This window comes from Sphingobacterium sp. R2, assembly GCF_040760075.1.
Taxonomy (GTDB): Bacteria; Bacteroidota; Bacteroidia; order Sphingobacteriales; family Sphingobacteriaceae; genus Sphingobacterium.
In genome coordinates this window covers 4361107-4374296 of record NZ_CP142884.1, presented here as the reverse complement: position 1 = coordinate 4374296, position 13190 = coordinate 4361107, and the positions used below count along the sequence as shown (strand labels likewise).

Genomic DNA, 13190 nt, shown 5'->3' with positions numbered 1-13190 from the left:
TAGTCGGGCGGATACGTACATATTGCCTTAGATCGCATTAGGCGTTAGCTTTGCTGTATGAACCACTTAGAAGAAAAAGGCGAGCGTATGCTGTGTATGATAGCAGACTGGCATCGGAGCGGAAAAAGTAAGAAAGCTTACTGCGCGGAAAATGGGATCAACGAAGCGACCTTTTATTATTGGTTTTCGCGCAGTAAAGAAAATGACACAGCAGGATGGCCATGGATCCAATAGGAAGGCTGATGCTTTATTATAATGTCTTCCATATCCGAGGCGTAGGCAGCGCTGATCGGATCGTCCAAATACTTCATTGGTAAGGATCGAATGCTTGGAGCATGATGCGTCACTACGATGTTATGTTTTGCTCCACTCACACGAAGACTTTCTGTCAGCCATTGCCTCGAAGTTTGGTGGACTCTAAACGTATCGATGCTTCTTAATTTGGCATAATTGTCACCTAATCTGATCTTCTTATAATCATTCATACGGCTTTGGCATAGCGATCCTTAAACTACAGGATTGCCTTTTAAGGAAAAATCAGTCCAGAGTGTGCAGCCATGGAAACAAACGTGGTCTATCTCCAAAGATTCATTTTCCAGCACATGGATATTTGAATTGCTCGCAGCATCCTTGATCTTAATTAGTGTTTTCGGATAGGCTCCTTTATAATACTCGTGATTGCCCAGCACATAGATGATCGGTATATCCAAAGAAAGTGATTTGAGCCAGCTGATCCCTTTAACCCCTAGATCAGTATCTTCGGCCAAAACAAGAACATCAGCTATCCATAGATTTATATCATTGTATCCAAATTCTCTATGTAGGTCGCTAATGATATGAATTTTCATTTTTAATTATCTTCAATCGTACTGCCATCGTCTATTTTCAATGTATAATTCAATATTTCTAAGATCTTTCCTGTACCGATCACACGGGGGCCTTCCAGAAATTCAAATAACATACCTTCGGCGAGTCTTCCTCTAAAATATATGACACCCGCTAATCGAATCGCCGCTTTAATTTCCTCTCCGGGATACACTGTATCTTTATCGATAAATGTTTGTTCACCTGATGTTTGCATTTCATCAAAATCAAATTTGATCTGAGGTCTATATTTAGAGAAAGCAGGAGTCTCTCTTCCACCTTCTTGTGGTGTTCTATAATGAAGCTGCGCTATGAAATCAGACATATATCATGACTTTTTCAAAAATGAATCAATTTATCGCAGTAATGAGTTGTCATCGGGATTGTACTTCTTATGATGTATACCCAATGCAACTCCAAATCCAACAAGTGAGCACCAAATGGTGACGATATTCTCACGCCCATTTAATGCTGCGAATTTAAATGTTGGATGGGCGTGCATATAATCTGCTATCGGCCATACTAATAAAGACAAGACGAATATAACCACCATTGACAGCCAGAACTTTGGAAAAGTCAAGTTTATATTCGTAATAAGTGCAAATAGTATGGCAGCTAAAGCCGAACCAATATACATCGCATGCATTCCCATCGGAGAAAGAATAAATACAGTGATGCCAATCGTGATGATAAAGATAACAATACTCAAAAACCAATGTAGGAGTATGCCTACCAATTTCTTGGGAAAACTGATCCTATCAAAATTGCTTAATGTTACGGCAAATGATATTAATGTCGGAATAAGGATAAATGACCAATCCCATTTGATGAAAACTGAAGAAATAAAGCCCGCCAAAATGCAGCAGAGTGAAGTCGTGGTTATTCTAATAATTTGCATTTTCCTGTTTTTAGATTTTACTTCATGAACCCCGATCGTTATTATAATCGTCTATGTCGGCAAATCTTGATTCCTCCAATATCTTTTTTCGATTTGTCTGACATTCCGTACATTCTTTAATTGTTTTAGGTAAGAAGCCAATAGGAGTAACTCATCATCGTTGGCGTTCCCTGTAAATTCAGCTATTTGGATTGCATTGCCATAGTTCAGCATTGATTTTTCAGCGGTGTCGTCTATTATAAGCGTTCTTTCCAATGAGAAGCCTTTACGTTTTACTTTGGATAACCTTTTTACGTAATAATATTCATCAGTCACACTGATCCGTTTTTTTGTTGTGCGAGATCTTCCCCAGATAAATTCAAAATCGACAGCGTCTGGTTTTATTTTATCAACGAGCTCATGCACGTAAGTATCATCCGCAGAGCTCCAAATAGCCAGTTTAAAATCTCCAACCAACTCTGATAAAAAATAGGCTAAATTTGGACGGACATATACATAATAAGGCCCTACAACAAAGTCTTCCCGCTGTTGCAGCTTATCTTTTGTAGCGTACAGCAATGTTTCGTCCAAATCCAATACCAAAAGAGTTTCCTTCATATTATTTATACCGGTTCATTTCCGGGGTTCTGACTTTAATATCCAAATTCCTCAAAGTTCGCCCGGCCCATTGTTATCCAGCTTTCCCAATATGATCGACCAGTAGACCCAGCACCGTTTGGGTCTATAGTATAAAAGTCAGCGATCACTTCAAAATTTTTTCTTGTATTAGTTTCGTTTAAAAAATGGGTTAAGCATGCCAGCATCTTGTTGAATGACGAAAAGATAATTTCGCTCAGTCCGTCGAGATCACCATCATATTCATGGTCGTAGACTCTGATCGGATAATCATTTGTTTCGACGGAGCCTCTTGTATCAAATACCAGTGGCCCTGTATCATTACCTTCATTCGCAAAGGGGATCAGGCCAAGTGGGATGAGTTGTTCAGCTAGGTACCAATCCAGATTAACTGTTATTTCAGCTAACGGTTGAGAAGGCAAAGAGTGAGGTAGTCTGACGATTGAACAATCACAGTCGGCAAAGAAATAGCGCTTATGCCATTCAATAAAGCTAACGGGTAATGAAGTGCCAAATTCTGCAGCCACTTTTTTGTAATCATCATTACTTAATGATCCAGGAATAAGCTTCCATTCGTACCAGCCATCTTCGTTTACCTCGGATGCCATCATTTCCCTTGGAACATCTTCTGTGTAAACAGAACTTACATCTCTGGTCAGATATGCATTAAAAAATTGTTCGATATTGTCGGTCATTTTCAGTCAGTTTTATCGCTTTAATTATTTAGTATTCTTGTGCCATGTTCTAATTTTAAATCACCCCAGCTTCCATTTTTGTCTACATCTAAAATCCAAAAATTCCCAAATCCATCTCCCGCTAGTTGAACTGAATTAGGAAAAAACTCTTCAAATCCGAATTGACCTACTCCGTCAAATGTGATTCCTTCAAGTCCAAAAAATTCAAAGCCGCTTGCAAATTGTAGTAATTCTCTTATCTCTGGCGGAATTTGTCCTGTCGGCAGTTTTTTGGCTAATTCGTCAATCTGTTGGTTGGTCAAACCTTCTTTTAGTTCTACTTTATATTCGTCGCCATCTTCTGAAATATATTGTTCTGTCAAAATGGATGTCAGTTTTTCTGTCGGTGTCATAAATGCAATTGTGTTTTCTTGATGTGTCGTGTTATGCTTGTAGGTAATTGGCGCGGAGACTCGTCGTAGCTGTATCGAAGATACGAAAGTGGAGCTGTTTTGCCAAGTCACTTGTTACAATTTAGTGGATGCGCCATTAAATTAGGAGTCTGAAGCTATCGGAATTTTTAAGGAGATACCACTAGCTATTGACAAGGAATTGAGGTTTTTTATAATTTGAGAAAGCCTTGAAGACGATTGTTTATTGAGCGATGATCACGTGCAAAAGTATATAGTCCTGATACAACGTGGAGAATTAAAGTGGATAAAGGACGATATTCGATGAAAAACGATATAAAAGGAATAAAAAAACCTTGAGTCTGGGAGAGACGAATCCTGTTTGGTTTTAAAAAATTATTTCTAGCTGTTGAGTACGGAGTACTAGCCATCGAAAAGTTTTCTGTTACCGGATTTCTAACTATAGATGATCTAAGCACCAAAAAATATTTTACATTGACGGGTCAGGTGTGGATGATCATGGAAGAGCTTTTTGATAAAAGACGGTTATCATTATCGAAGAGTGGGTTGATCTGGAGTGTTAGTAAGACTGATAATAACATTTGATGAAATAACCTAGTATTCCAGAATGAAATTATTACCAGTTGGCGGGTTTTGAACAACATTTTTTAAGAAATGAACAACAATTATCTCAACTAATCTCGCGATCTTTACGATAGATGAATGCCCAAAGCCGGTTAACATCTAGCCCAAGCGGACATCTAGCCAACATGGCCTCTCTCGACGGTTAACGAGGGAGGCCTTTTTGTTTATTTTATTGTCTTATTAACACGTTCAAGTAAATCAGTTACGGTTTCCCGTAAACAATCCTACTTTCAAACCAATACCTTAGCCTTACAGTTTGTAATCATTTTGAAAATTAATATCTGTAAACAATTTAATTCAGGATAAATAATGTATATTAGGCTTGGGTATTAATCTTGCCCGATTGAAAAGTATAATGTATGATAGTAACCACGACCAATTCCATCGAAGGGAGCGAGATTTCACGTTATAATGATCCAATAGCTGCCAATGTTGTTATCGGCACCACTGTCTTTAGTGATATAGCGGCGAACTATGTGAATTTATTTATTAACCTATTGAAAGAAGATCTAAAAACATTTTCGAAAGATTTTTGTCGACGTTCAAAATTGTTTTTAGAGGAAGTCGACTTTTAATCAATAAGTCATTGAAAGAAAAAGAAGATATGGGGATTGTAGGCCTTCAATTTATAAAATCAGATACAATAAAAGAGAACGATGAAAAATTAATATTAGTAACAATTCATCCTCAAGATTTTATTTCTCTTGTGCTTTCAATAGCTTGTAAACTAAAACTGTATATGATTATAAAATGAATTTATATACCGGCCGATTCAAATGATGTATATATAATTTTTTAAAAGAATAAAAATGGCAGAAACAAATACTACAATTATATTAAATGAAAGTACAAATGCAAAGAAATTTAATGATAAGAACATTATACATCTATCTCAATTTAATGCAGTAAAATCATTAATTAGTAAATTTCTTATAGAGGATTTGGATTCAAATCATTCTCATAATACGATAACCCTACTTGGATCAAGAGGTAGTGGAAAAACGTCTTTTCTACTAAGTCTTGAAAATGAATTAAAATCTCATGAAGAAATTGAAGTTTTAAATATTATTGACCCGACATTGATTGAAGAAAAAGGACACGTTTTTCTTAATCTTATATCAGCAATCTGTGATTTGGTCAATAATCATTTTACATCTTGTAGATGTAATCCCTATAAGTTTAATAAAGACATTGAAAATCAATGGAAGAAAAGTGTTACTAAATTAGCCGCAGGTCTTCCATCAATAGATCATCTTTCAAGAGATTCAGAATTCGTTTGGCAGGATCCAGAATATGTAATGGAGAACGAGTTGAGAGCTGTAGGAGCTGCAAGAAATTTAAGACAGTACTTTAATGAATTTTTAACAAAATCACTTGACATCTTAAAAAAGGAAGTCTTCTTAGTACTATTTGACGATATAGATGTGGATTCATCTAAAGGTTATGCTATTTTAGAAACCATAAGAAAATATTTTATTACTGGAAGGATTATTACAGTTTTAAGTGGGGACTTTAAGTTGTATAATTCATTAATAAGACAAAGTAAATGGAAAAATTTTGGTCAAGAAATACTTCGTTATGAAGCCTCTAAAGAATATCAATCTAATGAGGCTGATGGTAGGATTCGGTATTATGATGATATGGTAACAGATCTGACGTCGCAATATCTTTTGAAAATTATGCAACCTCAATATCGTTTTCAATTAGATACTCTATACAACGTTTTGAATTCAACTAACAGATTATGTATTAATATACAGGTTTCTGAAAAAGAGATGTCGATGCCTCTCGAAAAGCTACTTCAAAAGATATTTGCCCAATTAGGGGTAAATAATGGATATCAATTAGAAAGTCAAAAACATTTTTTGTTAAACCAACCCCTACGTACTATAGTACATTTTTTGCAAAGAATTGTAAAATCTATTAAAGATGATGATGTTGAATTAACTTACAATGTAAATATAGTATCGGTTCTCTTAGCTGATTTATATGAAAAAAATATTCTTATCGAAACACTAGTTAATTCACCAAAAAATATAAATATAGAAATACTCAAACTGTTAATTAGAGATAAACAATTAAAGGAATTATACCAACTTTCTCCAACATCCTCTGATAATAGTTTAAACGCTGGGGTATTTAGTTTAAATATATTATTCTCTTCCGCCGTTAGTAAATACAGATTCTTAATATTTGATTATCTAATTCGCATTTCGTTTCTAAGAAATATTATTGATTATTATCCTGAGGGATACAGTTTGGAGAGAGGATTAATCAAGGAAAGTGGAGTGCTGAATGATTTGGTGTTAAGAGATATAATGAACACTATGCAAATTTATCATTACTCATCTAAAGTCAAAAAGGGCAATAGTTTTTCGTTGATTAGTTTGTTGGGCTTAAAGATGGTAGCCAAGAAATCAGGTTTGGAAGATCGTCTAGATGCTGTTTTAAATCAGAAAGAAGTCTCTAGTGCTCAACGGATGTTAGGTTATGTTCCTTGTTTAGCTGGAGAACATTTGTATACGAATGGAAGTGAGTTGTTCTATTCTTTTTATACATTGCTTTCTTCAATTGGTGAATTATTAAAACGATTTGATCTCTTTGTAAATGATATTTCCAATTTGGAACTTGCATTTACTGAATTGTCCCAGATAAGATATTATTCTTTTCAAGAAAAGGTTTCTAACGAAATGGATGATAGTGATGATAGTGATAATAGTGAAGAGTTTAATGAGACAGAAATGCCAGATAGATCTGAAGATAAAGATATTCAGGAATTTACGAAAATAGTGAATAAATGGATGGAGGACTTTAGAGGTAATAATCTATCTATTCATTTGTTAGGAAAAATTTTTACACGGTTTTATGTTGGAATTTCTAATTTAATGAATTCTCATAATGAAAGAAAGCTAGGTCGGCTCTTCCATCTTAGTATTGTGAATTTCATGAATGCGATTCTAATTGAAGATGTTAGAGAAAATCTTTCATCAGGTGATTCAAGAGTTCTAGACTTGAACCATAGTAACATTGTTAGTTCTGAGAAAGTTTTCATTGACAATTTGAAGAAAGTTAATGGAAGTAAAAATAAGAAGCCAGGTGAGAAAGATAAACTGAAACTCTCTAAGTGGCTAATAGGTTGTCCTATGATAATTGCTTATTTAGATGAGTCGAAAAAAGATTTAGTAAATGAACTGAAGAAGTTTTATGATTATTCTTTAGATACAAAGTTTAATGTATACAAGTTATTAGATAATGTTTCTTTAGCTGTTAAAAGAAGCTCAGAAAACGTTAATAATAATAAACGAACGGACTGGAAATCTGACAAATCGTTAATAAAAAAAGTAAATTATGAAAAGTTAATAGGTTTACTTGAAAATGAAGGGGTTGATATGAAACTTTTTAAAAATATGGATACGGTTACTAATACGGCAAATAATAAAATTATTCGGAACCTTTTACCTTTTCTTCAGTCATCTGAACATATTCGTAACTTTCGGAATTATCTTGAAGAAAAAAGTTACTTCACTAATTAGCATATGTTAAAATACCTTTTTGATGATATAGAGTCTTTGGAAAAATACTACTCCAATGAGTTTGTAGATATAAAGCATGTTGGCATAAATTCTTTTTTAAAGAAAAGGGATGAAAACCGAAACCTACCAGACCATTATTATCGGCTCGAAAAAGAAGAGTTTTTTAAAGATGTGAATTCAATTGGAGATTTGTTTGTGGTGTCAATTCCAAAAATGGCTGACAGATTTCTTTCCATTGAAGGACAGGATCTTGTTGTTAGAAGTCTAGAGTTTTTTGGTTGGCAGGAATATATTTGTCATATTTCTCCTTTAGTTTTTATAGCACATAAGTTGGAGCCATATTTATTAGAAACATCTAAAGAGAATATATTAGTGAAAGACTTTTTTGAAAGATATATTCTCAAAAATACTCAGAATACGTGTTTATTAAAACCTAACATCATCCAATTGAATTCTAAATCAAAGAATTGGGGAGGTTTTCATGATTTACATATACATTTAAATGGTACATTGGAAACAGATATAGTTTGGCAAGATTTATTGTTACATCCAGATAAAATTCATAAAGAATTAAAAAAATCTTTTGTTAACAAAGAGAAAGTTCTTGAGCAATTGAAACAGGAATCGTTTTTGTTAACACCTGTTAAATACACCCATTTATTAAAAATAGCTGCCCGTTTGCGACAGTATTTTTTTATGTGCTGTAATCAACCAGAAACACTTTCGTCTTTCGAAAGTAAGGAATGTTTGCTAAGTCTGCTATTGAATGACGGTGATAGTTTTTTTGATCAATATCAGGCACCTCATCCCTTTCTTGATTATATTGAAAGTGATAATCAAGATTACCATCATCCCCATTCAATTGAATGTTTAATGTACGTCCTCCTTCTTAAAGAGATAAAAAAGAACCACAATGATGTATTATCTTCTATGTTCCATTTTTATAATTTAATTCTAGGATTAACAAATAGATTGCTAGTACAACAAAAACATCAAAAAGGATTTGAACAATTTCAAAAGATAACACTAAATGATATTAGACGGTATAGTGAATCAACATATTTTAGACGTTTTCATCAATTAAGTGGGAATAATGGAAATGATATTAATTATATTGAAGGGAGGATTGCTCCTAAAAACAATGAAACGGAACTACGGCTGCTATTAAAAGGGATTACTCAAGGTTGGAATAAATTTCTTGGTTATGCTAAGGGTGAGAGAACAAAAATTGCGACTTTAAAGTTAATAGTTCATTTTATAAAAGTCAAAGAAGATACATCAACTCCTTGGAAGGTCAGATTTGAAAAGCTTCGGAAAAGTTTATTTGCTCAAGCTCATGTTTTAAAATTATATTTAAATAAAAACGGCGGCTATCAAGACATACCTGTCGTTGGTATAGATGCTGCATCCAGCGAATTCGATACTCCTCCTGAGGTATTTGCACCCATATTTCGAATGCTTAGGAGAGCCGGAGTAAGGCACTTTACGTTTCATGCAGGAGAAGACTTTCATCATATTTTAAGTGGTATTCGGGCAATCTATGAAGCAATAAAATTCTGCGGGTTAAAAAATGGAGATCGCATTGGGCACGCAACTGCTGCGGGTTTATCCCCCGAACTCTGGTGTAATGAAGTTGGAAAAAATATTTATATAAGAAAAGGGGATTATTTAGACGATTTAGTTTTTGCCTATCATTTTATTGTTTCACAAAACATAGAAGAATTGAAAACCCAATTACCGCATTTAATTACAAAAATTCAGGGTTTGGCATTTGATATATATAAAAAGTTCTATGCTATTGGAATTATAGAACAAGCTTGGTTATTAAGATCTGCATGTCCATTGCATATGGAAGAGGATGCAGCTAGCCTACATGGAAACTTTAGTTCGGATGAATACGTTTTTTCACAAGATCATAAAAGGATGTATATTCAAGCCGAGGAAATACATAATTTATATCATACTTCTGAAATTAAGCAGGATCGAGACATTGTAGAAAATATAGATCCAATAGAATTTTTTTCGGCCTCCGACTTAGAACTTTTTCAAAAGGCACTATTGAAATATATGAATAAACAAGAAATTGTGATAGAAACACTTCCTACAAGTAACGTACGAATAGGAATTCATAAAGATTTCGGTACATATCAGTTATACAATTGGATTAAATGGAAAAAACAGGGATTAAGTATACCTCCTATAGTCATTGGAACAGATGATGCGGGAATATTTGCAACAAATATCTATAATGAATATGCCAGTGTTTATCTGATGCTCATTCAGCATCATCACCTATCTCATTCGGAAGCGATAGAGATAATTTCAGAGATTAATGAAAACAGTTTAATTTACCGCTTTACCTAGCTATAAAATCTATGAATGATCCTTTATCATTTACTGTTTTCTATCAAGAGAGTGTTCGGGGTAGTCAAGCCAATTTTATAAAAGAAATATCTGTTAGGGAAGTTTTAACAGATATTTATAAAGGAAAATACAGGAAGGATATTGAAGCACTTAGAGCGCTCTTATCTGACGGAAATGAGAAAATATATAAAGAAGAAAAGAAGAAATTACCAGCAATAACATTTGCTGCAACGTTTCATGTTAATAGAAATACAAATAATCTCAAGAGCTATACAGGATTACTTGTGCTTGATATTGATGATTTAGATAATGAAGATCAAGTTGTAGCAATGGAGAATTTATTACGTAATGATAAGTATGTAGTATCCTGTTGGCGTTCTCCATCCAATTTGGGGTTAAAGGGCATTGTATACTTAGAATATAAAGTAGATTTTCCTTTAGAACAAGCTGCTTATTTTCATCAAAGTGCTTTTAGTGAAGTGAAAAGCTATTTTTATAATACTTACAAAATAGTTTTGGACAAATCCGGAAAGGATATAGTTAGGACATGTTTTTTTTCTTACGATAGTAAACTTTCATACAATAGAAATTTTGATAGGTTTCCTGTTATATTAATTCCGACTGTCAAAGTAAAATCTAATAAAAGAAAAATTACTTCATATGCAGATTTAACAGTAGAGGCTGACATACTCAACAGTCCAAAAAACAAGAACAGTTCCTGGCACAGAAAAGAAATAAGCAATATTATTCGGTTCTTAAAGAAGCGTGATTTATCAATAACTGATGCATACAACGATTGGCAAATTGTCGCGAGAACAATTGCTTGTTGTTTTACTTTTAATATTGGACTTAAGTATTTTCAGATGCTCAGCATGCAGGATACAGCAAAATATGATAAACGAGAGTGTGAAAGATTTCTAAAAGCAAGGTATTTAGATACTAGAGAAGAGTTTTCTTTTGCAACAATTTTGTATTTAGCTAACAAAATAGGTTACCAAGATAGAGGAGTAGACCCTAATCGAAGAAAGATTAAAAATATAATAAAGTATTTAGCAAAAAATCGATTATCAATTACATTCTCATATTATGAATGGGAAAAAGTTGGAAAGGCAATTGTTCAAACATTTGATTATGATATTGGTGTGAAGTATTTTAAATTACTTAGCCAACAAGATCCAGGTAAATATAATGATAAACATTGTGAAGTTTTTTTAGAAAATCTATATTTAAAGAACTATGAAGGATATTCCTTTAATATAATAATTGAACTCGCTTATAAGAAAGGTTATAAAGGGAGTGGTGAAGTACCAAAGATGGCTTCCGAATTAAGTGTGGGGCAAGTCGTAAGTATTAACAGTGTTTTTGAGTCAAACAATGTTTAGAATGGCGAAACTAGCTGAGTATAAATTGTCGGGTACTTCCCACTCTTCTTTTCAATTCTCTGAGTACTACAATTATGAAGCAATTTTTAACATACTATGTAAACTTAGATGTAAAGTTGCTTTCAAGAGGAATGCGAAACATTATTATTTTGATCACATTAAAGGAGAAAAGTGTAAGGAAAACAAAGAAGATCTATTTCTAATGTCGCTTTTCCCTCCGAGAAGAAAGTGGTTGAAACTTGATCCAAACTTGAGAAATAACAAAAATAGATTACCAAAAACTTCAACGGAAAGAAACCTGATCAGTTTGAAGTTAACTGTCAAATATTATAAGAAGCGAGAACCTTCATCAGAATTCTTGAAAAAATTAGATGTTTATATAGCAAGTATTTGCGAAAATTTTCAAAGTGGTAATATATTGTTAAATAAGCCAAATGTTATACCCGTTTTAAAAAAGGAGGATGATGGATTTAAAATATGTCGACCTTTGTCAATTTATAGTTTAACAGATAAAATTATTTTATCAATTGCGAACAAATATGCAGTTAAAATTTTTGACGAGATATTTAAGGATTGTGGATATGCTTTTAGAGCTGTAAGGGAATTTCCAGAAGGAGATAGGTCGCCAAATCATATTGATGCATTTAAGAACATTATTGATTTTAGAACAAAACATTCAGATAAAGTAATTTGGGGTGCAGAATGTGACATGTGCAAATTCTTTGACACTGTTAATCATTCTTTTGTGATCAAAAGATTCGATCAGTTTGTAAAACAGAAGTACTTTAGAAAATTTGCAATAGAAGACTTACGTCTTTTGAGGCGTATTTTGAAAGAGTATTTAAAATCATATAATTTTAATAAGGATGTTCGTTCTCTGAGTAGTAATCAGGAGTATTTCAGAGATTTTAAGATTGAAAATGGGAGATTTGATTGGGTTGAAAAGGAATTTCTAGAAAATGATTTTTATAAAGATTTAAATAGGACAAGAATAGGGATTCCACAAGGAGGAGCTTTGTCAGGTTTTATTGCAAATATATTACTTCATGATGCGGACTGTAAGGTAATTAAACATCTAGATGAAAATTCATTATATCTACGTTTTTGCGATGACATGATTATCTTGAGTACTGATAGAAACATTTGCGTGAAAAGTTATGGTGCATATATTAATTCATTAACAAAATACAAGCTAGTAGTTCACCCTCATGTAGGTCCAGACTTCAAGAATCTTGTTGAATTTTGGTCTAGTAAATCAAAACTATGCTATAAATGGACTTCTGATGATACGAAAAACACATTTTGGGTTGGTTTTGTAGGACTAGAGATTAACTATTTTGGAGATATTCGAATTCGCAGATCTACTTTAAAAAAAGAGCTTAAAAAACAGGCTGATTTGATGTTAGAGATGAAAAGAATTCTTAAAAATGTTAAGAGAAAGAGCTCTTCTTCTTCTATTCTAGGTTCACTTCAGAAAAGAATGGTATCTATGTCAGTAGGAAGGGTAGATCTTTGGAACTACAAGTCTTATGCAAATGAAATGTCATGGGCTAAAGGTTTTAAAATATTGAATGATAATATTCATTCTCGAAGACAATTGAAAAGTTTAGACCGAAGCCGAAGCTTGAAAATTCATAAACTAATGAAATTTATAGAAAAAAAATATAGAGAAGACCAAACTACCAAAGTGGACGATACAACCGACAAAGATGACAAAAGAAGCTTTCAAATTAAACACTATGGGAAACCTTACAGCTATTATTATAATACTTTAAAGAAGTGAAGAGTAAAAGAAATATATACAC

General features: G+C 33.1%; 13 protein-coding genes. 6 read left to right on the top strand and 7 right to left on the bottom strand.

The features are described 5' to 3' along the window. Nucleotides 1-176: 176 nt before the first annotated feature. The 7 genes from VXM68_RS18290 to VXM68_RS18260 are packed head-to-tail and all read right to left on the bottom strand — an operon-like array spanning nucleotide 177 to nucleotide 3464. Nucleotides 177-485, bottom strand: a complete 309-nt coding sequence (locus tag VXM68_RS18290; protein WP_367209610.1) for a hypothetical protein — start codon at nucleotides 483-485, stop codon at nucleotides 177-179. Nucleotides 486-506: 21 nt separating this feature from the next. Next, a complete protein-coding gene (locus VXM68_RS18285; RefSeq protein WP_367209609.1) occupies nucleotides 507-848 on the bottom strand; it encodes a metallophosphoesterase in 342 nt (113 codons plus the stop codon). 2 nt (nucleotides 849-850) lie between these two features. Next, the gene (locus tag VXM68_RS18280) at nucleotides 851-1189 is read right to left on the bottom strand and encodes a hypothetical protein (protein ID WP_367209608.1); all 339 of its coding nucleotides are present in this window, start codon (nucleotides 1187-1189) and stop codon (nucleotides 851-853) included. A gap of 30 nt (nucleotides 1190-1219) precedes the next feature. Further along, nucleotides 1220-1762, bottom strand: a complete 543-nt coding sequence (locus VXM68_RS18275; protein WP_367209607.1) for a hypothetical protein — start codon at nucleotides 1760-1762, stop codon at nucleotides 1220-1222. A 51-nt stretch (nucleotides 1763-1813) separates the two neighbouring features. Continuing rightward, a complete protein-coding gene (locus VXM68_RS18270) occupies nucleotides 1814-2359 on the bottom strand; it encodes an NIF family HAD-type phosphatase (protein WP_367209606.1) in 546 nt (181 codons plus the stop codon). A gap of 35 nt (nucleotides 2360-2394) precedes the next feature. After that, entirely contained in the window at nucleotides 2395-3072 is a 678-nt protein-coding gene (locus VXM68_RS18265) for a hypothetical protein (RefSeq protein WP_367209605.1), read from the bottom strand. A gap of 20 nt (nucleotides 3073-3092) precedes the next feature. Next, nucleotides 3093-3464 carry a hypothetical protein gene (locus VXM68_RS18260; protein ID WP_367209604.1) on the bottom strand — a complete coding sequence of 124 codons (372 nt, stop codon included), beginning with the start codon at nucleotides 3462-3464 and terminating at the stop codon, nucleotides 3093-3095. A gap of 1001 nt (nucleotides 3465-4465) precedes the next feature. Here VXM68_RS18260 and VXM68_RS18255 point away from each other — a divergent pair. The 6 genes from VXM68_RS18255 to VXM68_RS18230 are packed head-to-tail and all read left to right on the top strand — an operon-like array spanning nucleotide 4466 to nucleotide 13168. After that, nucleotides 4466-4681 (top strand): heavy metal-binding domain-containing protein, encoded by a 216-nt coding sequence (locus tag VXM68_RS18255; protein WP_367209603.1) that lies wholly within the window; start codon nucleotides 4466-4468, stop codon nucleotides 4679-4681. An 11-nt stretch (nucleotides 4682-4692) separates the two neighbouring features. Beyond that, a complete protein-coding gene (locus VXM68_RS18250) occupies nucleotides 4693-4860 on the top strand; it encodes a hypothetical protein (protein ID WP_367209602.1) in 168 nt (55 codons plus the stop codon). A 55-nt stretch (nucleotides 4861-4915) separates the two neighbouring features. Then, nucleotides 4916-7639: a P-loop NTPase fold protein gene (locus VXM68_RS18245; RefSeq protein WP_367209601.1), complete on the top strand. Its 2724-nt coding sequence runs from the start codon at nucleotides 4916-4918 to the stop codon at nucleotides 7637-7639. A gap of 3 nt (nucleotides 7640-7642) precedes the next feature. Beyond that, nucleotides 7643-10003: a hypothetical protein gene (locus VXM68_RS18240; protein ID WP_367209600.1), complete on the top strand. Its 2361-nt coding sequence runs from the start codon at nucleotides 7643-7645 to the stop codon at nucleotides 10001-10003. Between the two features lie 11 nt (nucleotides 10004-10014). Beyond that, nucleotides 10015-11385 (top strand): BT4734/BF3469 family protein, encoded by a 1371-nt coding sequence (locus VXM68_RS18235; protein ID WP_367209599.1) that lies wholly within the window; start codon nucleotides 10015-10017, stop codon nucleotides 11383-11385. A gap of 1 nt (nucleotide 11386) precedes the next feature. Further along, the gene (locus VXM68_RS18230; protein ID WP_367209598.1) at nucleotides 11387-13168 is read left to right on the top strand and encodes a reverse transcriptase domain-containing protein; all 1782 of its coding nucleotides are present in this window, start codon (nucleotides 11387-11389) and stop codon (nucleotides 13166-13168) included. The last annotated feature ends 22 nt before the right edge of the window (nucleotides 13169-13190 follow it).